At 36.2% G+C, this 25,004-nt stretch carries 31 protein-coding genes, 1 pseudogene and 2 other annotated features (1 of these 34 running past the window's edge); of the genes and pseudogenes, 27 read left to right on the forward strand and 5 right to left on the reverse strand.

The features are described 5' to 3' along the window. Positions 1-152 precede the first annotated feature (152 nt). On the reverse strand, positions 153-464 hold the full coding sequence (locus CP366_RS07770) for a helix-turn-helix domain-containing protein (protein WP_089146202.1): 312 nt from the start codon (positions 462-464) through the stop codon (positions 153-155). A 178-nt stretch (positions 465-642) separates the two neighbouring features. Here CP366_RS07770 and CP366_RS07775 point away from each other — a divergent pair, with 178 nt between their 5' ends. The 8 genes and pseudogenes from CP366_RS07775 to rplT all read left to right on the forward strand — a co-directional run bounded on the left by CP366_RS07775 (position 643) and on the right by rplT (position 5,122). Beyond that, entirely contained in the window at positions 643-1,077 is a 435-nt protein-coding gene (locus CP366_RS07775; RefSeq protein WP_089146201.1) for a LytTR family DNA-binding domain-containing protein, read from the forward strand. Continuing rightward, positions 1,074-1,505 (forward strand): DUF3021 domain-containing protein, encoded by a 432-nt coding sequence (locus CP366_RS07780; RefSeq protein ID WP_089146200.1) that lies wholly within the window; start codon positions 1,074-1,076, stop codon positions 1,503-1,505. The genes CP366_RS07775 and CP366_RS07780 overlap by 4 nt, the downstream gene beginning before the upstream one ends. 1 nt (position 1,506) lies before the next feature. After that, positions 1,507-2,434: pseudogene (locus tag CP366_RS07785) on the forward strand (ABC transporter ATP-binding protein). Continuing rightward, complete coding sequence (locus tag CP366_RS07790) at positions 2,434-3,198, forward strand: ABC transporter permease (RefSeq protein ID WP_005728254.1); 765 nt, start codon at positions 2,434-2,436, stop codon at positions 3,196-3,198. Before CP366_RS07785 ends, CP366_RS07790 begins: the two are co-directional and overlap by 1 nt. A gap of 30 nt (positions 3,199-3,228) precedes the next feature. After that, positions 3,229-3,564: a GNAT family N-acetyltransferase gene (locus tag CP366_RS11160; RefSeq protein ID WP_288646926.1), complete on the forward strand. Its 336-nt coding sequence runs from the start codon at positions 3,229-3,231 to the stop codon at positions 3,562-3,564. A gap of 260 nt (positions 3,565-3,824) precedes the next feature. After that, positions 3,825-3,940: a sequence feature (ribosomal protein L20 leader region), on the forward strand. Positions 3,941-3,965: 25 nt separating this feature from the next. Then, positions 3,966-4,499 carry a translation initiation factor IF-3 gene (gene infC, locus CP366_RS07800; protein ID WP_080543278.1) on the forward strand — a complete coding sequence of 178 codons (534 nt, stop codon included), beginning with the start codon at positions 3,966-3,968 and terminating at the stop codon, positions 4,497-4,499. Between the two features lie 21 nt (positions 4,500-4,520). Then, entirely contained in the window at positions 4,521-4,721 is a 201-nt protein-coding gene (gene rpmI / locus CP366_RS07805) for a 50S ribosomal protein L35 (RefSeq protein WP_005719899.1), read from the forward strand. A 44-nt stretch (positions 4,722-4,765) separates the two neighbouring features. Further along, the gene (gene rplT / locus CP366_RS07810) at positions 4,766-5,122 is read left to right on the forward strand and encodes a 50S ribosomal protein L20 (protein WP_005719897.1); all 357 of its coding nucleotides are present in this window, start codon (positions 4,766-4,768) and stop codon (positions 5,120-5,122) included. A 47-nt stretch (positions 5,123-5,169) separates the two neighbouring features. Here the strand turns inward: rplT and add are convergent, their stop codons facing one another. Continuing rightward, positions 5,170-6,171: an adenosine deaminase gene (gene add / locus CP366_RS07815; RefSeq protein WP_061204913.1), complete on the reverse strand. Its 1,002-nt coding sequence runs from the start codon at positions 6,169-6,171 to the stop codon at positions 5,170-5,172. A 281-nt stretch (positions 6,172-6,452) separates the two neighbouring features. On the opposite strand from add, the gene CP366_RS07820 reads away from it, so the two are divergent. The 13 genes from CP366_RS07820 to CP366_RS07885 all read left to right on the forward strand — a co-directional run bounded on the left by CP366_RS07820 (position 6,453) and on the right by CP366_RS07885 (position 18,436). Then, positions 6,453-7,604, forward strand: a complete 1,152-nt coding sequence (locus tag CP366_RS07820) for an RNA-guided endonuclease TnpB family protein (RefSeq protein WP_005726544.1) — start codon at positions 6,453-6,455, stop codon at positions 7,602-7,604. A 190-nt stretch (positions 7,605-7,794) separates the two neighbouring features. Beyond that, positions 7,795-8,319, forward strand: a complete 525-nt coding sequence (locus CP366_RS07825) for a YqeG family HAD IIIA-type phosphatase (RefSeq protein ID WP_005719892.1) — start codon at positions 7,795-7,797, stop codon at positions 8,317-8,319. Then, complete coding sequence (gene yqeH / locus CP366_RS07830; protein WP_005719890.1) at positions 8,312-9,421, forward strand: ribosome biogenesis GTPase YqeH; 1,110 nt, start codon at positions 8,312-8,314, stop codon at positions 9,419-9,421. Before CP366_RS07825 ends, yqeH begins: the two co-directional genes overlap by 8 nt. A gap of 10 nt (positions 9,422-9,431) precedes the next feature. Continuing rightward, the gene (locus CP366_RS07835; RefSeq protein WP_089146199.1) at positions 9,432-10,085 is read left to right on the forward strand and encodes a nicotinate-nucleotide adenylyltransferase; all 654 of its coding nucleotides are present in this window, start codon (positions 9,432-9,434) and stop codon (positions 10,083-10,085) included. Then, positions 10,066-10,659 carry a bis(5'-nucleosyl)-tetraphosphatase (symmetrical) YqeK gene (yqeK, locus tag CP366_RS07840; RefSeq protein ID WP_005719886.1) on the forward strand — a complete coding sequence of 198 codons (594 nt, stop codon included), beginning with the start codon at positions 10,066-10,068 and terminating at the stop codon, positions 10,657-10,659. The genes CP366_RS07835 and yqeK overlap by 20 nt, the downstream gene beginning before the upstream one ends. A 17-nt stretch (positions 10,660-10,676) precedes the next feature. After that, positions 10,677-11,024 (forward strand): ribosome silencing factor, encoded by a 348-nt coding sequence (gene rsfS, locus CP366_RS07845; RefSeq protein WP_005719884.1) that lies wholly within the window; start codon positions 10,677-10,679, stop codon positions 11,022-11,024. Positions 11,025-11,027: 3 nt separating this feature from the next. Next, the gene (locus CP366_RS07850) at positions 11,028-12,179 is read left to right on the forward strand and encodes a nucleotidyltransferase (protein WP_013086667.1); all 1,152 of its coding nucleotides are present in this window, start codon (positions 11,028-11,030) and stop codon (positions 12,177-12,179) included. 2 nt (positions 12,180-12,181) lie between these two features. Continuing rightward, positions 12,182-12,745 carry a DUF177 domain-containing protein gene (locus CP366_RS07855; protein ID WP_089146198.1) on the forward strand — a complete coding sequence of 188 codons (564 nt, stop codon included), beginning with the start codon at positions 12,182-12,184 and terminating at the stop codon, positions 12,743-12,745. Positions 12,746-12,913: 168 nt separating this feature from the next. Next, on the forward strand, positions 12,914-13,630 hold the full coding sequence (locus CP366_RS07860) for a response regulator transcription factor (RefSeq protein ID WP_005719878.1): 717 nt from the start codon (positions 12,914-12,916) through the stop codon (positions 13,628-13,630). Beyond that, complete coding sequence (locus tag CP366_RS07865) at positions 13,608-15,185, forward strand: HAMP domain-containing histidine kinase (RefSeq protein ID WP_005719876.1); 1,578 nt, start codon at positions 13,608-13,610, stop codon at positions 15,183-15,185. Before CP366_RS07860 ends, CP366_RS07865 begins: the two co-directional genes overlap by 23 nt. A 438-nt stretch (positions 15,186-15,623) precedes the next feature. Continuing rightward, positions 15,624-16,154, forward strand: a complete 531-nt coding sequence (locus CP366_RS07875; protein ID WP_233186496.1) for a CPBP family intramembrane glutamic endopeptidase — start codon at positions 15,624-15,626, stop codon at positions 16,152-16,154. A 68-nt stretch (positions 16,155-16,222) separates the two neighbouring features. Beyond that, positions 16,223-17,404, forward strand: coding sequence for an SLAP domain-containing protein (locus tag CP366_RS07880; RefSeq protein WP_089145397.1), 1,182 nt, complete (start codon positions 16,223-16,225; stop codon positions 17,402-17,404). A gap of 159 nt (positions 17,405-17,563) precedes the next feature. Continuing rightward, positions 17,564-18,436: an Abi family protein gene (locus CP366_RS07885; protein ID WP_005729000.1), complete on the forward strand. Its 873-nt coding sequence runs from the start codon at positions 17,564-17,566 to the stop codon at positions 18,434-18,436. Between the two features lie 11 nt (positions 18,437-18,447). On the opposite strand, the gene CP366_RS07890 is transcribed toward CP366_RS07885, so the two are convergent. Genes CP366_RS07890 through CP366_RS07900 form a run of 3 tightly spaced genes read right to left on the reverse strand, consistent with a single transcriptional unit; the run spans position 18,448 to position 20,264 of the window. Next, a complete protein-coding gene (locus CP366_RS07890; protein ID WP_065989624.1) occupies positions 18,448-18,936 on the reverse strand; it encodes a YbaK/EbsC family protein in 489 nt (162 codons plus the stop codon). Positions 18,937-18,982: 46 nt separating this feature from the next. After that, positions 18,983-19,948, reverse strand: a complete 966-nt coding sequence (gene yidC / locus CP366_RS07895; RefSeq protein WP_089143224.1) for a membrane protein insertase YidC — start codon at positions 19,946-19,948, stop codon at positions 18,983-18,985. 43 nt (positions 19,949-19,991) lie between these two features. After that, a complete protein-coding gene (locus CP366_RS07900; protein WP_005723409.1) occupies positions 19,992-20,264 on the reverse strand; it encodes an acylphosphatase in 273 nt (90 codons plus the stop codon). A 99-nt stretch (positions 20,265-20,363) separates the two neighbouring features. On the opposite strand from CP366_RS07900, the gene CP366_RS07905 reads away from it, so the two are divergent. The 6 genes from CP366_RS07905 (at position 20,364) to CP366_RS07930 (ending at position 24,829) form a co-directional block, all read left to right on the forward strand. After that, positions 20,364-21,131 (forward strand): RNA methyltransferase, encoded by a 768-nt coding sequence (locus CP366_RS07905; RefSeq protein WP_089145996.1) that lies wholly within the window; start codon positions 20,364-20,366, stop codon positions 21,129-21,131. Positions 21,132-21,238: 107 nt separating this feature from the next. Then, positions 21,239-21,589, forward strand: a complete 351-nt coding sequence (locus tag CP366_RS07910) for a helix-turn-helix domain-containing protein (RefSeq protein ID WP_005719866.1) — start codon at positions 21,239-21,241, stop codon at positions 21,587-21,589. 302 nt (positions 21,590-21,891) lie between these two features. Further along, positions 21,892-22,551: an amino acid ABC transporter permease gene (locus CP366_RS07915; protein ID WP_089143222.1), complete on the forward strand. Its 660-nt coding sequence runs from the start codon at positions 21,892-21,894 to the stop codon at positions 22,549-22,551. Beyond that, positions 22,532-23,203 (forward strand): amino acid ABC transporter permease, encoded by a 672-nt coding sequence (locus CP366_RS07920; protein WP_013086654.1) that lies wholly within the window; start codon positions 22,532-22,534, stop codon positions 23,201-23,203. The genes CP366_RS07915 and CP366_RS07920 overlap by 20 nt, the downstream gene beginning before the upstream one ends. A 9-nt stretch (positions 23,204-23,212) precedes the next feature. Continuing rightward, complete coding sequence (locus CP366_RS07925) at positions 23,213-23,953, forward strand: amino acid ABC transporter ATP-binding protein (protein WP_089145997.1); 741 nt, start codon at positions 23,213-23,215, stop codon at positions 23,951-23,953. Positions 23,954-23,959: 6 nt separating this feature from the next. Next, a complete protein-coding gene (locus CP366_RS07930; RefSeq protein WP_023488240.1) occupies positions 23,960-24,829 on the forward strand; it encodes a transporter substrate-binding domain-containing protein in 870 nt (289 codons plus the stop codon). Positions 24,830-24,868: 39 nt separating this feature from the next. Continuing rightward, positions 24,869-25,004: a binding site (T-box leader), on the forward strand; it runs 72 nt beyond the window's last position.

Below are 25,004 nucleotides of genomic sequence, written 5' to 3' on the forward strand. Positions count from 1 at the left end.
CTTGAGCAAAATCTTTGGTAAAATCATTCATGAAGGAGTTCTTCTTTCTGTATGTGTTTTTTTGTTCAAACCAATCATACGAGAAAGGAACTCCTTTTTCTAATGTTTAAAGAAATAAATTTAAGGAATCATTCATCCTTACACAAACTATTTTACAGTCTCTGTTTAACATTATAGTTAGTCTGATTTACGTATCCCCAAGCACACATAATATCTAGTATTGGAAATAAAGTTTTACCATAATCAGTAATACTATATTTTACTTGAACCGGAACCGTAGGAATTACTGTACGTTTGATAATTTTATCAGCTTCTAATCCTCTTAGTTGTGCTGTTAAGGTTTTCTTTGGTGCGCTATCTAAATAACGGAGGATTTCACTATAGTGTTTTGTGCCATTTTCTTGTAAATAATGTAAGATCAAAGGCTTACATTTTCCGCCAATGACATCTAAAGTTACTTGAATTTTACTTAATACTGCTTTTTTGTCATATTTTTACCTTTAAATTCAAATCCTATTACGTGTTAATATTATGCAAATAATTTGGTAACCATTCACCTTAGAAAACTTACCATTCACCGATTTTTTATGGCAAAAAAATTAGAATTATCTATACTAATAATCAAATGAAGGAGGGGTGATCTTGAAAGTAAAATTCAATATTGATGAAAACTTACCTGAAGAAAAAGCTGAGTTTTGGCTACATAGAATGACAGATAAAATTAGTCAGATTGCTAATGAGCTGACTAATAAAAAGGAGTTCATCTGGTGTTTTCGTCGAGGGGACGAATATCCAGTAAAATTTAGTGAAATCTATCTGGTACAGGTGGAAAATGATAAAACTTACGTGTATACGGAGCAAGATACCTATTTGTATAAAGGACGTTTGTATCAAGTACAAAAAGTATTGCCGTCAGATTTCGTGACAGTATCAAGAAGCGCGTTGCTTAATTATCATCAGTTAGATCATTTGCAAATTCTGAGTAATGGTAATATTGATGCTATTTTGAATAATGAGTTACATGTGCAAATCTCACGACGAAGGATTAAAGAACTGAAAGAGAGGCTAGGATTATGAAACATGCTCGATATATGCTGGATAGTGGTTTGATGGGAATTGGAATTGGTATGACCTGGTTTGCAGTGGACCTATTATTTTCTTCTAACTGGAAAGATTTAGAAACGGCAAAATTATCAGCTGTTAATTTCTTGTTTTGGTTAATAATATCCTTCTTTATCGGTGTCTTTTTTTATTTTGCAGGTTGGATTTTTAATAATGATTCTTGGTCTTTGAGAACACAAATTGTAGTCAATTTCTTTGTTTGTTTAGTAGCATGGTTACTTTTCAATTTGATTATCAATAGTTTTAGCTATTCTTGGTCTTTACTAATGACTACAGTTATCAGTTTTATCATTATGTACACTATTGCTTATGGCACTTATTTCTTTCATTTATGGCATGAGGTTAATCAAATTAACAAAAAATTGAAGAAAAATGGTGAGTAAAATGACGGCATTATTAACAGTAGACAAATTATCAAAAACTTATCAAGCAACAAACAAAAAAGCAGTAAAAGATATTTCTTTTACAGTAGATCATAGCGATATAGTGGCTTTTCTTGGACTAAATGGTGCGGGCAAGACGACAACTTTAAAGATGATTTTGAATTTAGTTAGTCCTGATCATGGAAAAGTATATTTTGAGGGGAAAGAGATGACCAATAGAAATTTATTGCTCCTAAAAAATACGGGAGTTCTTTTGGAAGGCTCGCGGAATATGTTTTGGTCCTTGTCACCGATTGAGAATTTTATTTATTGGGGGTGGCCAACGAGGTTTATCTAGAAAAGAAGCGGAGCATAATGGCCTTCAATTGCTAAAGAAGTTTGGTCTGTTGGATAAAAAAGATACGACGATTACCAGTTTAAGTCGCGGGATGCAACAAATAGTAGGGATCTGTTGCGCAATGATTGCGCAGCCAAAATTACTGATATTAGATGAGCCGACCTTAGGGTTAGATCTTAAATCAGCTCAAATAGTAATTAATATTTTGAAAGAACTAAGTGCCGATGGCGTGGGAGTCTTGATTACTACTCATCAATTAGGTTTTGCTCAAAAAGTGGCTCAAAAAATTTTATTGATCAACCAGGGAGAGCTAGTCTTTTCAGATAATATGAAAGAAAGTCTGGTCAGATTGAATAAATGGACGATTTTGGAATTTACCTTGTCACAATCATTTACTGCTAAGGAAAAAGAAAAAATATCAACTTATTGTAATTTGACAAAAAAGCAGGCTGATCGTTATCAATTAGAAGTTAAATGCCAAAATGATTTACCAAAAGTGCTTCAGTTATTAGGAGAATTACCGATTAGTCAGGTCCAAACTAAAAAGAGAAATTTAGAAGATATATTTGAATACTACACAGGAGAAGAATAATGACGAGTTTAAAAGCTGAGTTCTGGCGACAAATGTGGCTGTATAAAAGATATTCATTTAGTTACTTTTCAGACTTTATTTTGCTAATCATGATGTTTATAGCTATCTTTCTTGGAGGTACCTTAGTAGGCGGCGGGGTAATTGGAACTTCACTGAATGCCTTGGTCATTGGCTATATTTTGTGGACTTTAATCCAGAACACAATTAGTCAAATGGGGATGACTATGACCAACCAAATGCAAAATGGTATTTTAGAGCAACAGTTTTTGATGCCAATTTCTGCTAGAAGATTATTTCTTAATAAAAGCATAGTTAATATCATTATTTCGGCGGTGCAGGCAGTGTTAGCATTAATAATCATTATGTTGCTAACTGATCATTGGATTAAATTTCCTATTGTTCTGGTTGTTCCTTTCTTGTTAGCTTTGGTGACTACTACTGGTTTAGGATACTTAGTTGTGAGTTTGATTTTGCATTTTAAGCGAATTGGCAGTACTTTAGCAATTTTTCAATATGTATATTTGGGAATTTTACTAATTAATTTTGAAAATTATTCTTTGGGAGTTAAGTGTTTATTTTGTCTTTTACCTATTTCTCCCATGGTTAGCTGGATGAGACTAGCTGTTAACCAACATCCCTACAGTCTAGGCTTTTACTTAGCTGCTTCTTTGTTTAACGCCGTGCTTTGGTTAATAATTGGACTGATCATGTTTGAAATTACTAATCGTAATGTGAGAAAAAACGGATCGTTAGCATTATACTAAGAGTTAAATTGATGAATAAGAGAAATAAATATGATTACAACAAAAATAATTGATTCACAGCACAAAGTAGATATTAATATTCTTAATGAGCCATTTAAATTATTCGGACAAATTTTGGTTTCTTATAATAACGGTAAATGGGATTATCAATTAAAAAAGTATTCATCAGAAAAAGTTACAGAAATGTGCTTTCCTGATGAAAATTATGACTATGATGCAATGAAAGAGAGTACATTCATTGGTGCATATGATGGTAAAAATTGTATTGGATTAGCAATTTTACAACCAGGATTTTTTAAATATATGTATTTATCTGATCTTAAAGTGAATAAAAACTATCGTGACCAGCATGTGGGCAAAAGTTAATAGCTAAGGCAAAGGAAATTGCCAAAGAAAATGACTATGCTGGACTTTACACACAAGGACAAGATAATAATCCAGGCGCATGCTTATTTTATTTGAAAACAGGTTTTTACATTGGTGGAATGGATACTAATGTTTATTGCCATACCAAGCAAGAAGGTAAGGCCGATATTATTTTCTATTGTGATGTTAAGTAGATATTACAAAAAAGCAGAAATATCATGTTGACGTAGGTAGGATAAACGGGTATAATTCTATTAGTTGAGAACAAGAAGAAGCACCCGCTTCTCGCCTAAGTTAAGTAAACCTCTAGGCTGATCGATAATTTCTGTTGATTAAAGGCGGGTATGATTCTTATAACCCGCCTTTTTCTTGTCCTCAAATTAACACGGAGGTGAACAGTTATACCAAGAAGTTTAATCTTAAACGACAGAATTCGCGCTCGCGAAGTTCGTTTAATTGATGAAGATGGTCAGCAAGTTGGTGTGATGAGTAAAAGTGATGCCTTACGTCGTGCAAGCGATGCAGGTCTTGACTTAGCTCTGATTTCTCCAAATGCTAAGCCACCTGTAGCACGTATCATGGATTACGGGAAGTACCGCTTTGAACAACAAAAGAAGCTTAAGGAAGCCCGTAAGAATTCCAAGACAGTCAGTGTCAAAGAAATTCGTTTGAGTCCAACTATTGAAGGTAACGACTTCGAAACTAAACTTAAGCACGTTCGTAAGTTCATTTCTAAAGAAGGAGCTAAGGTTCGCGTCTCAATTCGTTTTAGAGGTCGTGCCATCACTCACAAGGAATTAGGTCAACAAGTACTTGAAAAAATGGCCGAAGTAACCTCAGACATTGCTAATGTAATTAGTAAGCCTAAGATGGAAGGTCGTTCAATGTTCTTGATGCTTGCACCTAAGAGTGATAAGGACAAAAAGAAAAAGTAGTTAATTGGAGGAAATAGAAATATGCCAAAGATGAAAACACACCGCGCTTCTGCTAAGCGTTTTAAGAGAACTGCAAATGGTGGTTTAAAGCGTCACCACGCATTTACTGGTCACCGTTTCCACGGTAAGACAAAGAAGCAACGTCGTCACTTGAGAAAAGCTGCTATGGTTTCAAAGAGTGATATGAAGCGTATCAAGCAAATGGTTGCTCAAATGCACTAATACTTGTTCTTAATTAAGACAGACTATAGTAGGAGGAATTTTAAATGCCAAGAGTTAAAGGTGGAACAGTAACACGTCAACGTCGTAAGAAGATCATGAAGCTTGCCAAGGGTTACCGTGGCGCAAAGCACATGCAATTTAAGGCTGCAAGCACTCAATTATTCGTTTCATACAAGTACGCATTCCGCGACCGTAGAAGACGTAAGAGCGAATTCAGAAAGTTATGGATTGCTCGTATTAACGCAGCTGCAAGACAAAACGACATTTCATACTCTAAGTTAATGCACGGCTTGAAGTTAGCTGGTGTTGACATGAACCGTAAGATGTTAGCTGATATTGCCTACAACGATTCAAAGACTTTTGCACAATTAGCAGAAACTGCTAAGAAGGCTTTGAACTAATAACAAAAGAAATAAGCTGGGGAAATTTTCCTAGCTTATTTTTTTATCTATTTTTGAATTAATGCCCGTAATCTGATTTTTTCATCTGGCGTGGTAAAGGCTGCATCAACCGCGTTGAGATAAAGAGTAGTTTCTTCCTCGGGAGTCAAAGCAGTTTTTTCTTCGAGTAACTGATATTCATGAGGTAGATTAGTGTTAGATACAGTCATGTCGTCTGAATTTAGCGTAACTTTCATCCCCATGTGCAATAATTTTTTTATTGGGTAAGAATCAATCTGATCAAAAGCTTTGGTGTTCATATTTGAAGTGGCGCAACATTCCAATATGATTTGGTGATCAATCAGATATTGGGTAAGTGCTGGATCTTCAGTGCAGCGAATGCCATGGCCGATCCGTTTCGCGCCAATTTTTAATGCTTGACGGATTGAATCAGGTCCTGCAGCCTCACCAGCATGGATGGTATAAGGAACGTGTAATTCTTGGGCACGATTGAAAAAATGCTGGTAGTTAATGTTAGGGATCGGGCCTTCCGCACCAGCTAGGTCAAGGCCAACAACGCCATGACCTAAAAATTCTTTCGCTAGCTCAACCGTTTCCATGTTTTCTTTTTCATTGTGGGCGAAGCGCATCAAACAGAGAATTAAACCAGCGTGTAATTCAGGCTGATCTTTGTCTGCTTTTTGTTTTTGATAAAACTTCGTAATACCGCTGACTGCTGCAGCGATTACTTGTCTTTGCGTTAAACCATTTTTAGTATGTAATTGCGGTGCAAAGCGGATCTCGGCGTAGACTAGACCTTGTTGTTTTAATTCGCAAAGAAGATCAAACACAATCATCTCCAGATCATGCTTTGTCTGCATTAACTGGTTAGGTAAGTCAAACTTTTCCAAAAATTGTTCCAAGCTAGCGCAAGAATTATCAACTGACAATTCTTGCCGCAATTTTTGATCAGTTAACTGTGGCATGTGATGTTCCTGCATTAACTTCTTAACAGTAGCAACTGGGACAGAACCATCGAGGTGAAGGTGTAAATCGATGAATTTTCTCATGGTGATCCTTTCTATTGATTGATGATTTTGCTTAAATTGTTTAGTATTGTAACACTTTTTCATCAGAAAAAAACAAAAATTTCTAAAGCAAACCCATTTTTGATATGATATAAGGTGATAAAAAATGGAGGAAATTAACAGTTAAAAGATAGACAAGATACAAAGATCTGTTCAGAAATATAAAACATAGAAGCAGGTCAAAAACTAAAAATTTAATATTTTGTTCGCTTGTATTTATTTCACTCTTTGCTAAATTTATGTTTGTATTGGGGGTGAAACAAATGATCAAGGCTCAAGTAGTCGAATTAAAACCTAACAAGACCATGCAACAAGAGCTGGATAAGCTTTGTGATTATCGCAGATATTGCTGGAATCAAGCTTTAGCCACTTGGCAAGACATGTATGAAGCACGAACCTTAGATAAGGATAATAATCCCAGTCCAAATGAGCGCAGAATACGTGATGAGCTAGTCGATAATAAGGCAGACTGGCAGTTTGCTCTGTCTGCTAGATGCTTGCAATTAGCAGTCAAAGATTTGGCTAATGCTTGGAAGAATTTCTTTGATAAGGCACAGCCTGATTGGGGAAAACCACATTTCAAATCAAAGAAAGCCCCGCGACAAGGCTTTAAGACTGACCGGGCTAAAGTGGTTAATGGTAAGCTACGCTTAGACAAGCCCAGAGGCATTAAAACCTGGTTCGATATTCCAACATATGAAGCTTTAAAAATGAAGCAAATTAAAGTTGCTAGTGTCTTTAGAGAAAGAGGACATTATTATGCCGCTCTTTCTTATGAAGAAGAAACTTTGGTAAAGCCTAGAACAGGTAGAAAGACAGCTGTTGATGTTAATGTGGGACATTTCAACTACACTGGGGGCAAAATCAATGTTTTGCCATCAAGATTGCAAAAACTATACAAGCGCATTAAGCATTATCAGAGAATGCTGGCTAAGAAAAGACGGGCTAATGGCAAGTTAGCTGGCCAAAGCAATAATTACGTGCAAGTGAGAACCAAACTGCAACGTGATTATCGTAAAGTAGCCAACATTCAAAACGATCTTTTGCAAAAATTCACTACAAAATTGGTTAATAATTATGATCAAATAGTGATTGAAGACTTAGCCGTTAAACAAATGATGATGACGCACGTCGCTTCAAAAGGCATGCAGAGATCATTATTCAGTAAGTTTAGACAGATATTGACTTATAAATGTGAGTGGTATGGCAAAGAATTAATCTTGGCTGATAAAACATATCCATCAACCCAAAGATGTGCTAATTGTGGTTATGTTAAAAAAGGTGATGAAAAAATCACTTTGCAAGGCAACCAAAAACATCACACTAAGCACAATGAGTATATTTGTTATGAATGCGGTTATACTAATGATCGTGATGATAATGCAGTGTTAAATCTTTTAGCTTTAGCAAAATAATGAAAACGGGGCTGGCTAAGCCCTTAAGCTGCAAGAGTTAGTCAATGCGATTATTCCTAGATTGGAATATTGGAATACTAATGATGACAGCAGTAAATAAAGCGAAGAAAGGAAGGACTATATTTCTTTCTGATATGTAAAAAATATACATTCTTATACATATTTCTATGTTTTATATAGCAGTGTTGATATGCTTTTTAGACCAAAATATACAATTGATACGATTTACAATCTGGACCCCCAGAAGTTGAATGAAATGGACATTAAGGCGGTTTTTTCGGACCTAGATAATACATTGCTCGCCTGGAATAAATTTGAAACTGCCAAAGAAATGGATAATTTTAATCAAAAGTTAGCCAAGGCGGGAATCACTCTCGTGGTCATTTCTAACAATAATGCTCAAAGAGTGGGCAAGGTACTTGATCCTTACCATATCGAATTTGTCGCTAAGTCACGTAAGCCATTGCCATTTGCGATCACCAAGAAGCGCGAAGCAATGCATTTGCAAAAAGATCAGGTTATGATGGTTGGCGACCAACTAATCACTGACATGCAAGCAGGGAATTTGGCCGGCGTGAAGACTGTTCTAGTTAAGCCATTAGTTGAAACTGATAAGTGGAATACGAGAATCAATCGTTTCTTTGAAAAAATTATCTTTTTCTTCCTGGGTTTATCACATCGAGTAACATTTAAGAAGGAGCTATCAAATGGATGAGGATATTATTTGTATCGGCTGCGGTGCCAAGCTGCAATCCGATGATCCTGAAAAAGCAGGTTATCTGCCAAAAAGTGCACTAGATAAGGCAAAGCAAGAAGAAAATGCGGATGTTTATTGTCAACGTTGCTTCAGATTGCGGCACTACAATGAAATCATGCCAGTTGATTTAAACAATGATGATTTTTTGGCTTTGCTTAACTCTTTAGGACAAAAGAAAGCTTTAATTGTTAATGTAGTTGACTTATTTGATTTTTCAAATTCTTTGCTATCATCATTGAAGCGTTTTGTTGGAAATAATGATTTTATTTTAGTTGGTAATAAATTTGATCTATTTCCTAAAAACTCTAAGCAAAGTAAGATTAAGGATTGGATGAGACAAGAAGCTAACCGAATGGGGCTTTATCCTAAGGAAATCTTCTTGGTTTCAGCTAAAAAGAAGTTGAACTTGGAAGATTTGATCGCTTATATTAATAAGCAATCGCAAGACAAAGATGTCTATTTTGTAGGGACAACTAATGTTGGTAAGTCAACTTTAATCAATGCCATTATTGACATGATGGGTGATATTCAAGACCTGATCACCGCTTCACGCTTTCCTGGAACTACTTTAGACAAAATTGAAATTCCTCTAGAAAATGGTCACTTTTTGATTGATACGCCCGGGATCATGACCGAGAATCAATTGGCTACGCACTTAAATGCTAAGGATTTGGAGCTGGTCTCACCTAAGAAGCCTTTAAAGCCAGCTACTTACCAATTATTGCCTGGTAATACTTTATTCTTAGCTGGTTTGGGACGGATTGATTATCTCAAGGGCGAATCGACTAGCTTTACTGTTTACGTTGCTCGTGGAATGTATATTCACCGTACTAAGACAGCTAATGCGGATGACTTTTATAAAAAGCATAAAGGTGAATTGTTATCCCCACCAGCTGCAGATGATGAAATGGCACCACTAAAGGGTCAAGAATTTAGAACGGAATATAAGAGTGACCTTTTATTTGGTGGAATTGGTTTTGTGACTGTACCCAAGGGATGCGTTGTTAAGACTTACACACCAGATGGGATTGGTTTAGGTATTCGTCGTGCATTGATTTAGAGGTTTGCATATGGTTAATCCAAAATGTATTGAAAAAATGCCAACTGCTAAAGTTGAAGCAGAATTGGAACAAGAACAAGGTAAAGGTCGTCAGATTGGGATTATGGGTGGTACCTTTAATCCGGTGCATATTGCGCACTTGGTAGCGGCAGAGCAAGCAATGACTAAGTTGAAGCTGGATGAGGTCTGGTTTATTCCGGATAATATTCCACCGCATAAAAATGCGCCGCTGACTTCTGCTAAAGATCGGGCAACAATGCTTGATTTAGCTACGCGCGATAATCCTAGGTTTAGGGTAAAACTATTGGAATTGTTCCGAGGCGGCGTTTCTTATACTGTGGATACTATGCGTTATCTCAAGGAAAAAGCACCTCAGAATGACTATTATTTGATTATGGGCAGTGATCAGGTTAACAGTTTCCATACTTGGAAGGAAGCTCCGACCCTGGCTAAGCTAGTAACATTGGTCGGAATTCGTCGCCCAGGTTATCCACAAGATCCGCAATATCCCATGATTTGGGTTGACGCACCAGATATTCGCCTAAGTTCGACTGCTATTCGTCGCAGTGTCGCAACTGGCACTTCAATTCGTTACTTGGTACCAGAAGCCGTCAGAGAATATATTGAAGAAAAGGGGCTTTACCTTGACGAAACTAATTTTTAAAAATACTTATTCACCATTCTCTAGTGAACAAATTGTTGCTAAAGAAAAGGCAAACATGAAGAAAAAACGTTTTGAACATTGTGTTCGTGTTAGTGAAACTGCACGTAAGTTGGCTAAGTTAAATGGATATGATGAAGAAAAAGCAGCCTTAGCTGGCTTTGTTCATGATTATGCCAAGCAGGTACCGGTAGAAGAGTATCGTAAGGTAATTAAGGAACAGGATTTTGATCCAGATTTGCTTAATTGGAATCGGGCCATCTGGCATGGCATTGTGGGGATTTTCTTTATTGAACGTGATTTAAAAATTAGGGATCCTGAGATTTTAACTGCCGTACGTCGTCATACGACTGGTGATACTAAGATGACTACATTAGATAAAATTATCTTTGTAGCTGATTTTATTGAACCCGGACGAGATTTTCCAGGAGTTGAAGAAGCGCGCAAAGTTGCTTATGCTAGTCTTGATGAAGGGGTAGGCTATGAATTGCAGCACACCTTAGAGTTTTTAATTGAAAATAAAAATAAAGTATATCCTCGTACTTTAGAAGCATACAATGTATGGGGAATTAAGTAATAAAAAGGAGAAAAATATTGACTAGTCAAGAAATTTTAGATTTTACTACCCAAGCAATTAGTGACCGTCATGGTGAAGATACTGAAGCTTACGATATGCGTGGAATCAGTATTTTAGCTGATTACTATGTCATTACCAGTGCAGGCTCTAATCGTCAATTACATGCGATCGTTAACTCAATTGTTGATGCGGCTCACGAAAACAACTACACTGACTACCGTATTGAAGGTACCAGAGATTCTAACTGGCTTTTGCTCGATTTAGGTGATGTTGTAGTCAACGTCTTTACTAAGGAAGCACGTGAATTTTATAACTTGGAAAAGCTATGGGCTAACGGTAAGCAAGTTGAATTGAAGGAAGATTAAGCAATGAGTGTTGTTGGGATTATTGCGGAATTTAATCCTTTCCATAGTGGACATGAGTTCTTACTAAATCAAGCACGCTTGGTTGCTGGTAATGATCCAATTGTGGTGCTCATGTCTGGTAACTACGTGCAACGTGGTGAGATGGCGATTATGAGCAAGTGGGAGCGGGCTAAGGTGGCTTTGCAATCTGGTGCCGATTTGGTATTTGAAACACCATTTTCAACGGTAGTGGAACCAGCTGATCTTTTTGCTCTCGGAAACATTGAACAACTTGCTAAATTAGGCGTAACTGATTTAGTCTTTGGTGTAGAAGATGCTAACCTGAATTTTGCTTATTTGGGCAAAAGAATTGCGGAAATTCCCCAGAATCACATGGATTTTAGAGATTATAGCCAAACTTATTCAACACAATATAACCAAATGGTAGCGCATGAAGTAGGCTATGAAGTTAATCAGCCAAATGCTATTTTGGGGTTAGCGTATTCAGTAGCTAATCATAATTTAGGTTCACCATTAAACCTGCATCCGGTCAACCGAATTGGAGCAGGACATGATGACCTTTTACAAAGAGAAAAAGTTGTCCAAAGTGCCAGTGCGATTCGAAATTTATTATTGCATGGTGAAGATACAAAAAATTTAAAGTATTGGATGCCTAAAGCAGAAGCAATGGTGTTAGCTGAGCAGAAAATTTATCCTAATTGGAATTTGCTATACCCATTTTTGAAGTATCGAATTGAATCATCTTCAGTTGAAGAATTGCGTCATATTTATCAAATGAGCGAAGGGCTTGAATATAAGATGAAACAAGAGATTCATTTAGCCCGCGATTTTACAGAATTTTTGCGGCATATCAAGTCCAAGCGTTATACTTATTCCCGTTTGCGCCGTTTGAGCTTATATACTTTGCTTAATGTCACTCAGGATGATATATTGGCTAGCTTTAATCATGAGTCTTTGATGCTCTTAGGCTTTAGTAAGGTAGGTCGCAAATATTTAAAGCAACAGCGCAAGGAATTTCAGACAGAAATCGTCTCTAAAGTTGATAAAAGAAGTGCTAAGAACGGCTCTTTAGCTTTACAAGTTAGGGTAGACCGTTTATTTGAACAAATAATGGGTGTTGATCAAAACTTTGGTCGACGGCCAATCGAGGTGTAAAAATGTTAGAACTTAGTTTTTCTAGGATTCAAAATTCCAAAGAACCATTAACTCACATTGAACGTGATTTGGAAATGCGTCCAGAATTTTTTAAGCGTAGTAAAGATCTACTAATTGATGCGAAAAATGTAAAAGTGAGCGGTGACTTGTTCTATCAAGAACCATTTGTGACTGGCAGTTTTCATGTGACCGCTGATCTGGTTGTGCCATCAAGCAGAAGCCTTAAGCCGGTAAACTATCATGAAGATTTTACTTTTACTGAAAACTACCTTGACCGTAAGCCAACCAAGGAAGAATTGGAAGAAAACGATACTATTGTACAAGTTGAGAATGACCAAATTGACTTGCAAACAGCGGTAGAAGATAATATTTTACTCCATATCCCAACTACTATTTTGACTCCTGAAGAAAAAGAAAAGAATATTTTCCCAGAGGGTCAAGGTTGGGAAGTTGTTTCTGAAGCCTCTTTTGAAGAAGGCAAGAAGAACCAAGTTAACCCAGCTTTTGCTAAATTGAAGGTCTTGCTTGATGGGCAAGATAATGATAAGGACAATAAAAATAAGTAATAAATGTAATTGAAAAATATGGTGGACAATCAAAGAAAATTTTTACTTTGATTGTTTTTTAATCTTGTGTTAGAAGCAATTTTAAAGTATCCTTTAATTATAAAAACATTTTTTAATTAATTTATTAGTATTAGAAAACCAAATTGATCTACGAGGAAATGAATTAACATGGCAAAAATTCTAATTATTGAAGATGAAAAGAACTTATCTCGCTTTGTCGAGCTTGAATTGCAACATGAAAATTACGAGACTGTTGTTGAGAATAATGGTCGTAAGGGATTAGAAGATGCATTGAGTCAAGACTTTGATGCTATCTTGCTTGACTTGATGTTACCTGATTTAAATGGGTTGGAAATTGCACGTCGTGTTCGTCAAGTTAAGACTACGCCAATTATCATGATGACTGCACGTGATTCAGTGATCGACCGTGTTTCTGGTTTGGATCATGGCGCTGACGATTATATTGTTAAGCCTTTTGCAATTGAAGAACTTTTAGCTCGTCTTCGTGCAGTGTTACGTCGCGTTAAAATCGAAAAGGACGCATCAAAGGTTACTGTTGCTAAGCAAAAGATTGTAAAATTTAAGGATTTGACAATTGAAACTGCTAACCGAATTGTGCACCGTGGTGATGGCAAGGCAATCGATTTAACTAAACGCGAATACAACTTATTAATGACCTTGATTGAAAATAAGAACAACGTAGTTAGTCGTGATCAATTATTGAACAAGATCTGGGGTCCAGAATCTAATATCGAAACTAACGTAGTTGAAGTTTATGTACGTTATTTACGCAATAAGATTGACGCTCCAGGTCAACCATCTTACATTAAGACGGTTCGTGGTACCGGTTATATGGTAAGAGATGAAGATGATGATCAAGAATAAAGACGAGGAAAAAGAGGCCAAGCACTCATCGCTAATTGTGCGATGGGTTAGTATCGTTGCATTAACGATTACGGTCTCTTTTGTCATATTTTCAGTTGTTGCCTATCAAATTGTTAGTCATCAATCGATGGAACAGCAGCAAGAGACATCTAATAATGTAGTTACCACGATGGACCGGACATTAAGTTCTATTCAAGATGAGCTAGAGATCTCAAATGTAATTCCTGCTCTGTCACCGTCTACCAGGCGTATTTTGAGGGGCGGTCCTGCTATTAGCAAAAAAGATACAGAGAATAAAGCATTTAGTGATAGCCTGATTTCATCAATTTCGAATCCAGATATTAATGTAGCAGTTTACAACAAACATGATGAAATTGTTTTTACTAATGGTAATTCTGCACCTAAGCTAAAAGAATTTGCCGGCAACCAACTTGAAGAAGTAGTAAACCGAAAAAAAGGCAAAATGCTTTTAACCTACCAGAAAATCTATTCTGAGGTAAATGGCAAATTAACTGGCTATGTAGTGGTTTCTAATAGTATGACTTATTACAATAGCTTGATGAGTAATTTGCTTCATTGGATGGTAATTATTTCACTGATTGCAATAATTATCTTCATTGCAATTTCTTATATTTTGGTTGTTAATGTAGTTCGGCCAATTAAGACGATGTCTAAGGTGGCTAAGGAAGTTAATGCTGATCCTAATAGTGAGGCTAGAATTAAGGAACTACATCGAGATGATGAGTTAGAAGAATTAGCTACTTCGATTAATCAAATGCTAGACCGGATGCAAGGTTACATTGAGCAACAAAAGCAATTTGTTGGTGATGTCTCGCATGAATTAAGGACACCAGTGGCAGTAATTGAAGGGCATTTGAACCTGCTTGAAAGATGGGGCAAGGATGATCCGCAGATTTTGGATGAATCAATTAAGGCTTCGTTGCAAGAAGCTGATCGGATGAAACATTTAATTCAGGAAATGCTTGATTTAACTCGAGCCGAGCAAATCGATGTTCAATATCCGTATGAAGTAAGTGATGTTAATGAAATCATCCGCAGAGTGGTCGCTGATATGGCAATGGTTCATCCTGACTTCAAGATTCAGCTGGATGAGGATGATTTACCTGATGATACAGAGATTCAAATGTATCACGGTCATTTGGAACAGTTGCTAGTAATTTTGATCGATAATGGAATTAAATATTCGACTGATCGCAAGCAGATTAATGTTTCAGCTGGTGTAACTAAGAAGAATGTTAATATTATTGTGCAAGACTTTGGTGAGGGGATTTCTGAAGAAGATCAAAAGAAAATCTTCAATCGCTTCTATCGTGTGGATAAGGCTAGAACCCGTGAAAAAGGTGGCAATGGTTTAGGTCTATCGATTGCACAAAAATTAGTTGCTAGTTATAACGGAACAATTAGTGTTGAATCTGTTGAGGGTCAGGGCAGCCAGTTTAAATTGAAGTTCCCTCGGTTGACTAAGAAAAAAGCCGCTAAGTTAAGAAAATTAAATGAGAAGAAACAAATGCCTAAGAGTAATCTTGAGGCATAAACAAAATCCTATTAAATCAAGGTTTGGGTACCAAGATTTAATAGGACTTTTTTTCTCTAGAGGCTTAGGTATTAGAAAATAAGAAATAAAATGCTTCGAAAATAATTATAATTTTTATTAATTTAAGCGATATAATTAGCTAAAAATATTTAAACTTAAGGGATGTGACATAATGAAAGAACGCATTTTTTCAAGGAAATTCTGGCAGAAAGTTTTTAACTATCAATTGATTATCTGGTTTCTCTTGATGATTAGTTATACTTTTTCTCAGCGGAACAATCATTTTTATTTTATAGGGGATTTGTTCAATCTAGCTTTTAGTACGGCGATCATGGGATTGAACTTTTACGTGCAATTTAAAAAGGATTCCAGCAAGACTAATACTCAAATTGTTCGCTGGCTGACCATAGTAATTTTTCCTTTCAATTTTTGCTAAATTTGGCATATCACTGGGAATTTTTTGCTAAAAAACCTGCCGGCTATCGAGATTCTATTAGTATTACTGCTATGGGCGGTTTATATTTTCTTGCTAGTTCCAATTGCAGTTGTACATATAGATTCCCAAAGTATCGCATCCCTGTTGCAATCTATGGTTCAGCAATTTTGTTCGGCCTTAGTCATTTAAGTAATTTTGGCTGGCATGGAGAAAGTTTTACTGCAACAATTGCACAAGTTATTGGCGTAATGGGGAGCGCCTTTATCTGGGCAGAATTGTATCTCTATACAGGAAAACTATGGTTGCCGATGATCTATCACTTTTTAATGGATTATATTTCTGATTTGCAATCTGGTTGGAATTCTGCTGGCTGGTCTTGGAATGGCGAAATCACTGATTATATTTATACTGTATTAATTGTTGGCGTTCCATTGCTATTCTCAATTTGGATGCTTTTCGGTAAAAGAAGGCAAATAATGGAAGATAATACAGATTTGATTTTGAATCTAAACGGTAGGCAAAGCATGATTTAGCAGTGACTTATATTAAAGGGACTATAATGTATATGCAAGGGTAAAATAATTAAGAGAGGTCATAAATTATGAAACTTAAGAGAATTGTATTAAGTATTGTGGCTGGAACTGCGCTTTTGGTTCCTGCAGCTTTAGCGGGTCAAAATCAATTAACACCGGTAGTTCGGGCAAGTACTCTGAAGAATAAGATTACAACTGTTAAGAGCTATACCAATCCAACTTTGTATAATAAGAATGGTAAAGAGCTAGGTAGCCAAGATCGGATAAATTTTAAGAAACCGATCAATTTTTATGGTCAACCAATTGTTATTCAGGGACCCAGGGTCAGTGCTTTTATTAATCTTAATGGGATGCCACAAGCTATTGTTAATGGTGAAACCTATGCAGATTTAGGCGATGGTGGTTATGTCAACATGAAATCGGTTGGTAGCTATAACTGGAATAATAATGAGATCGGAATTATTAAAAACACCTATATTTACAATAGCAAGGGTAATCGTTTATCAACTTATCGCGGTGGCAAGGCTTATTTAACTAAAGGTAGCAAGATTAAATATGCTGGTAAAAGTTGGACTAATTATCCTGATTCATATTTTAATTTAGGTGATGGGACGTATTTAAAGTCTAATAACGTTAATACCATGAATGGAAAAGGCGTTTTGAAGCTGAATGCTAACACTGCTATTTATAATAAGAATGGTAAGCGTATTAGCTTTAATGGACAACAGGTTTTTCCTAAATACTCAATTATAAATTATGCTGGTAAGCGTCGTACTAAGACACAAACTGACGATTACTATTACACAAACTTAAGTGGTAGTAAATCATATGCAATTAAGAATTATAAGATTAAAGGTCAAGACTATTATTACATTGGCAGAGGTGCTTATATCAAGGCAATGAATGTTGGTCGCATCAATGGCAATCCGGTATTTCGTGATGGCGGTGCAACTACGATTGTTCCGCAGACAGATTTGTACATCTATAATTCTAAATTAAAGAAAACCAAACAATCTGTTAAGAAAGGACAAAAGATTAGAGCTTTAGATCCAGTTGTTCTTGGTAGTGGTGATATTGCCCAACTATTTTACAGAATTAAGGGAACATCTAACTATGTTTCCTGGGGTGATTATAGTGAGTATGGTTTTGAAGATGATGAGCACGTGGGCTACTTCAACTTTCGTGTTAGATTAAATCCTGTTAAAACTATTGAAAATGCCGCTACACGGGCCGCTGAAGAATCAGATTAATTGGGAGTGAAGACGTTATCCATTTGGATAGCGTTTTTATTAGATTATAGGAAGAGGATAAAAGTTCTTGGTGTTGATGTTTATACATTGCTGAATAGATTAGTAGTAATACTACGATTTACGATTGTTGGAGAGTTCGATGGAATAGGAGACAGCTCAATGATTAATGATTTACTTTCTGAAATTAGAATCGATTTTTGGCGTGACATAGGGTTAATTATTAATGATGAAAAGCTTTTTGATCGGGTAACTGCTAATTATGGCTATCATGAAATTATGTATCAAAATATTGATCATTTTTTCATAGAAACTAATGACGATGATTTCATTAAACCTAAGCGAAAAACAACGTTTGAAGAAATTTATGATTTCTATTGCCTAGATCAACATATAAAAAATGTGATGATGATCAGTCTGCAATTGTTTGAACAAAGCTTCAAGGTAGCCCTTGCAGAAACAGCTCTTATTGAGAATGGTAAAAATTTCACCAGAAATCTTAATCCACGAACAATTCATCAAAGGCAGTTTCTAAATGAAAAATATCAATTAAAAGATGGGCGAGTAATTCACCGCGGTGATGTGAAAGCGCGCATGCGGCATATTAAGCAAAACTATCTTGAGCCATATGAGGGATATACTGAGGCTCATGGTGAAGCAGGGATCGGACTGATTATTAAAGAAATGTCATTTGGTGTTGCAACGAATTATTTCTTTTTAATGCCCATCAAAGCCAAAAAGATTGTTTTAACACGTGTGTTTAAAGAAAAGATAACTCTCCGTCAATTTGAAGAATGGCTAAATGAAATTAGATATTTTCAAAGACGAGCTGCCCATAACTTCTCGCTGTTGATTATCAAGGAAAAACGGCAATTTTTGTATAAATTAGTACTGAATAATTTGCACCAGCTGGCAAATCAAGAACCATGTGAATTAGCTGAGGAAAGAATCAACAAGATTGTTCAAGATTATTTGACGAAGTATCCAATTGAAAAAGATTTTTTGAATAAAGTTTTTATGGAGAAAAAGGATTAAGTTGAAGTTTTTTATAATGATCTTTCTTCAAACAAATGACCATAGGAACTTAAAATTCTAGCTAAATCGATCCAAGTAAGACTAATTGTTTTGGTATTATCATTGGGATGCACACCAACTAAATTGTTTTCTTCCATTGCTGCTTGATCGACAATCAGGGGAATTTTATTACTTTGATCATTAAGCAGGCTAAATGGGGAAACAGCCCCTGTTTTAACTTGCAGTTTTTCTTCTAGTTCAGCTTCAGTAGCGAAGGTTAAACTAGAGGAGAGTAATTCAGCTTTAGCTTTTTGCCAATCGATTTTTTTATCTTCGGGTAACATTAGTAGATAATAATTTTTGGCGTTACGGGTTTTAATAAAAAGAGTTTTACATTTAGCAAAATCTTCATCTTCTAAGTATTTATCTACCTCTTTAGTTGTAAAAACTGCTGGATGAGAGAATACTTGATAGTTAATATCATGATCATCTAAAAGTTGTAATATTTCTTGAGTATGCATATTTTCCTCCTAATAAAAAAGTCAGGATTTTACTCCTGACTGATAACTATTTACGCTTTTGCTTACCTTTGTTGCGGTTACGTAGGTTTTGGTGTAATTCTTTCTTAGCTTCGCTGCTGGCAGTACTTTGTCCACTAGCAGTATTAAACAAAGCATCCACTTTTTCTTTAGTAACAACAGTTTCAATTGGCTTGTCTTTTAGTTCATCAGCAATATGCTTCTTAACACTAGGTGTAAGGACAAAGGTAACGATTACTTGTTGGATAATCATTACTAAGTTACCAGCAGCCCAGTAAAGAGCTAAGGCACCAGAGAAGGATAAACTGAAGAACAAAGTCATAATTGGGTTAACAATCATCATTGATTGCATGGTCTTCTTTTGTTCTTCTGGAATACCAATTAGTGAGATATAACCTTGAATAACGGTAAAGACAGTCGCAATAATGGCTAAAACAACAGATTTGGAACTTAGAGAAATACCAAAGAATTTGGATTGTGCCAATTGAGGTGAATAGAATACCGCTTGATAAATTCCCCACATAATTGGTAACTGAATAATTAATGGCAAGCAGCCCATTCCACCAGTTAATGAAACTTGGTTTTTAGAGTAAAGCTCTCTTTGCCAAGTTGATAAAGTCATTTGTTGGTCAGGGGTGATCCCCTTGTGTCTCATTGCATTTTGAATCAACTTCATTTGCGGTTGCAGACGAGCCATTTTTTCCTGTTGACGTACACTCTTGTTTTGCTGTACTAACATCAATGGCATCAAGATTACACGTACAACTACCGTAATAATCACGATTCCCCAACCAGCACCATTATCGCCGCCAATCATGTGCGCGGTTTGAATCATGATATTTTGTAAAGGTCGGCCTAACCATTGGTAAACCCAACCGTAAATACCGCTGTGCGGTGCAACGTGTGGATCAGTTGTTGCCCCACAGGCACTTAATACAAGAGTAGCTACTGCTAATAAAGCCAGTACTCCAGCGTATCTTTTAATTTTTTTCATTTAAATAAATCACCACTTAATTTCTATCTAAAAATGTATGTCTCTAATATAATACATGAAAATCATGCATTTTTTCTACACCTGGAACCGATTCTTGACTAATATTTTGAATTTGGGCAAATCCAGATGCAGTAGGTAGTTTTTCAATAAAGCGGTCGATTTTATCACTGTCTGCTTGTAAATAGATTGTAACGGTACCATCTGCATTATTTTTAACAGTGCCAGGAATACCCATCTTGTTAGCTAATGCCATGGTTGACCAACGAAAGCCAACGCCTTGAACTAAGCCTGAACAAATTAATTTTCTTGTTTCCATTTTTATCTCCCTTATTTAAATTAAGTTCAACTTTGATTTTAGCATGATCAAAATAGATTATCAGTTATAATAGATTTTGAATACAAAAAGGAGAAAAATATGCAACAAATTAGTTCAGTTAATAATGCAACGATTAAGAAATTAGCGAAGTTAAAGCAAAAAAAATATCGTGATGATGAAGGTTTATATTTAATTGAAGGTTTTCACTTGTTTGAAGAAGCACTTAAAGCTGGTAAAAAATATCAGTATATCTTAGGTACTGAAGAAGCACTTGATCAAGCAGATAGTGAATATGAAGTTGATTTAAGTGGGAAGAATGTCGTATTAATTAACAAAGCGATTGCTCGCCACTTAAGTTCGACTAAGAATTCTCAAGAAATTTTTATGGTATTAAAAATTGATCAACCAAAAGAATTTCCATTTAACTATGGTAAATGGGTTTTGCTCGATAATTTAGCTGATCCAGGTAATGTCGGGACAATCATTAGAACTGCGGATGCAGCTGGCTTTGATGGAGTAATCCTTTCACCAGAGAGTGCTGACTTATACAATCCTAAGACGCAACGAGCAATGCAGGGCAGCCAATTCCACATCGATTTAATTAAACGTGATTTGGCTGACGTAATCACTGATTTTCAAGCTGCTGCTATTCCAGTTTATGCTTCAATGCTTGACCGCTCAGCTAAGCAATTACCTGATTTTGAAAAAGTGCCACAACTTGCCTTAATTATTGGGAACGAGGCGCATGGCATAAGCGAAACAATTGCTTCTTTAGCTGATGAAAAGCTTTATATTCCAATTAAAGGACAAGCTGAATCGCTTAATGCCGCTGTTGCAGCAGGGATCATGATCTATCACTTTGCTTAGCACTTGTAATTAGTAAGTAGATCTACTATAATAATTTTAGTAATACTAAAAAGTATTTTATATAATAGTATTTTTACTGGAATTATATAATACGGAGGGACTTACCTATGCAAGAAGTTAAAGAGAAAAAGGACGCAGCTCCTTGTAAACCAGAAGATTATGAATTATGTGGTCATTTTGTTAGTGCGTTTAAGATTATTGGCAAAAAATGGAATGGCTTAATCATCAGTTCTTTGTGTGATACACAAGATATGCGCTTTAAGGACTTGGCACGAACTGTCGAGGCTTGCAGCGACCGTGTCTTAGTTGAACGTTTGAAGGAACTTGAAAAGGACGATATTGTTAAAAGAAGCGTCGATCAAAGTACCGGTATTATTTCATATGGTTTGACTGAAAAAGGTGCGGAACTTAAGCCTGTTTTTGATCAAGTACATAATTGGGCAGATAAATGGGCTTAAGCTATTGACATTAAGTAAGCATAGAAGTATATTACTTATTGTAAGTTGCTTATTTAAAATAAGATTAGGTGAAAGGAGTACGAAAATGAAATCTTTAAGTATGATGAATGTTAATACTGACTGTTGTTCTTGTGTATCTAACATTATTTTTAATACTCAAGAACTCAGTTTTCGTATTTCCGAATAGCTTTAATCCAGAGATCAAAAAGATTTACGTTAGCTGAAAAGACGTAGATCTTTTTTATATTGTTTAAAGAGACCTATGGGAGTAGGTCTTTTTTTGTATGATTGGGGGATTTTTAATGAATTGGACAGTTATCCAGCAAGCTCTACCAATATTTGCGCGCGGCTTTGAACTGACCTTATGGCTTTCATTGATTGGCATTGTTGGCTCAATTATCGTGGGCATTATTGTCAGCTTAGTACAATATTTTAAACTACCAGTACTAAGTCAAATTTCAACGGCATATGTTGAATTAGCTAGAAATACACCGCTTTTAATTCAACTTTTCTTTTTATATTATGCCTTTCCAGTAATTGGCTTAAAAATGTCCGCTGAGGTCTGCGGCATCATTGGCTTAATCTTTTTAGGTGGAGCATATATGGCTGAAGGCTTTACCGGTGGTTTTAATGGCGTAAGCCCTAGTCAGATTAATAGCGGTAAAGCATTGGGAATGAACAACTTACAATTAGCTCGCTATGTGGTTTTTCCACAAGGATTTAGCCTAAGCATGCCGGCTTTAACCGCCAATATTATTTTCTTAATTAAGGAAACCTCGATTTTTTCAGTAATTGCAATTCCGGAGTTAACTAATACAGCCCTTGACTTGATTGGGATGTATTACCATTCAAATGAATATTTATTGATGCTGGTAATTGCTTATGCGATTATTTTGATTCCAATTATTTTATTATTAACTTGGCTTGAGAGGAGAGTACGGTATGCTTCATTCGGGGATTAATGTTTTGTTTGAAGGAAGTAACTTTGCCCGTTTGATGGCAGGGCTATGGACCTCGATTTGGATTGCAGCTTTGTCACTAGTAATTGGCTTGGCTGTAGGAACAATTTTTGGTATTTTGAGAACTTTTAAAAATCGTCCATTGCGTTTTGTTTTGCGGTTGTACTTAGAATTCTTCAGAATTGTGCCAACCGTAGTTTTACTGTATTTGGTTTATTATATTTTGCCAAGAAGCTTGCACGTCAATTGGCCAGCTACTTGGATGGCGGTATTAGCTTTCTCAATGTGGGTAGCTGCTGAGTTTAGCGATATTGTTCGTGGTGCATTGGAATCAGTACCCAAAACGCAGCGTGAATCCGGCTTAGCGTTGGGTCTAAATCGCCTGCAACTGTTCCGTTATGTCTTGTTGCCTCAAGCAGTTAAGTTAGAACTACCAGCAACAATCAACTTGGCTACTAGAGTAATTAAGACCACTTCTTTATTAATGATTATCAATATCATGGAAGTAATCAATGTCGGTCAACAAATCATTGAAGCAAATAATCAACAATATCCAGCTGGTGTGTTCTGGGTATATGGCTTTATCTTTATCTTGTATTTTATTTTGGATTATCCCTTGTCTGCATGGGCAAAACGATTAACTGCTAAGAATTAGGTGAATGAAATGACAGAAGAAGTTTTAAGAGTAGAACATTTAAATAAATTTTATGGCAAGTATCAAACTTTGTTTGATATCAACTTTAGCTTAAATAAAGGCGAGGTATTGACCTTATTGGGACCTTCTGGTTCAGGAAAAAGTACTTTGCTGAGAACGGTGAATGGGCTTGAAGAATATGAGGGTGGCGCAATTTATTTTCACGGTAAAAAAATAAATCCTAGTCCGAAGGAATGGCAATTGTTGCGCCAAAAGATTGGGATGGTCTTTCAAAGTTATGACTTATTTCCCAACTTATCCGTGATGGAAAATATTTTATTGGCACCGGTAAAAGTTCAAAAACGTGATGAAGCTGAAGTTAAACAAGAAGCAGTTAAGTTATTAGAGCAAGTCGGTTTAGCTAATTATGCAAAGGCATATCCGCGTGAATTATCAGGTGGACAAAAGCAAAGAATTGCGATTGTGCGTGCTTTGATTATGCATCCCGAAGTAATGCTCTTTGATGAGATTACTGCTTCGCTTGACCCTGAAATGGTTCGCGGCGTGCTAGATATCATGCAAAGATTATCTGATAACGAACATATGACGATGATCATTGTTACGCATGAGATGAACTTCGCTGCGAGAATTGCCGATAAGGTGCTATTTTTAGAAGACGGAAAAATTTTGGAAGAGACACCAGGCAAAGAATTCTTTACTAAACCTCAGACTAAGCGGGCACAAGAATTTTTAGAGAGTATGGATTTTTAGGTGTGAATGATGGCAAAAAAGATTTTTAATTGGATCATGGCTGTCCTCTTTGCGGTAGTTGTGGTAATTGCTGGTTATTTTGGAATTACGCGACCAGGAATTAACGGCACTGCTTCAGGCGACAGATGGAATAATGAAAATAATGTATCTTCAATTAAACGTCGTGGCTATTTAAGAGTGGCTGTCTTTGGCGATCTACCGCCTTATGGCTGGGTTAATTCACAAGGTAAGCGTGTTGGCTATGACGTGCGCCTAGCTCGCAGAGTGGCGAAAGATTTGGGCGTAAAACCTAAGTTTATTCAAGTTAATGCCAATAATCGAATTGATACCTTGAATTCTAATAAGGCTGATATTGTTTTGGCTAACTTCACTTTGACACCAGAGCGTAAAAGCGTGGCTAGTTGGACTAAGCCATATATGAAAGTATCGGTTGGGGTGATTTCCCCTAAGTCAGCTCCGATAACTAGTCCAAAACAATTGAAAGGAAAAAGCGTGATCGTTACTAAAGGGACGACAGCAGAGAACTATTTTACTAAACAAAAAGGCGTAAACTTGCTTAAGTTTGACTCGAAAACTCAGCAGTTTAACGCGATTAAAAATGGCCGTGGTGCAGCTTTGGCCGATGATAATTCTTATCTGTATGCTTGGGTTAAGCGTAATCCTAAGTTTACTGTTGGAATTAAAACTATTGGCCCTAACCAATACATCTCTGGTGCGGTGAAGAAGGGCAACAAGTCACTGCAAAAATGGATGGATCGTGAGATTACCAAATTGAATCGCGAAAGCTTCTTTACTTACGATTATAATAAAGAATTGAAGCCATACTTTGGTAAGGAAATTAGACCAAGTGACATTGTTTTGCCACAAGGTAAATAAAAAGCTTGCAAGAAACAGGTAAAAGAAATATCATATTAATTAATTACTGAGATCAAGACTAGTAGCAGATATTTTTTCTGAACAGAGAGTCTTCTTTCAAAAGCTGCAAGAGAAGATAGAAAGAACGCTGTGAATTTCATCTTGGGAGTAGGATCTAATCAATTCCGGTATTTCA

This window comes from Lactobacillus sp. UMNPBX15 (assembly GCF_002553785.1).
GTDB classification, from domain to species: Bacteria; Bacillota; Bacilli; order Lactobacillales; family Lactobacillaceae; genus Lactobacillus; species Lactobacillus crispatus.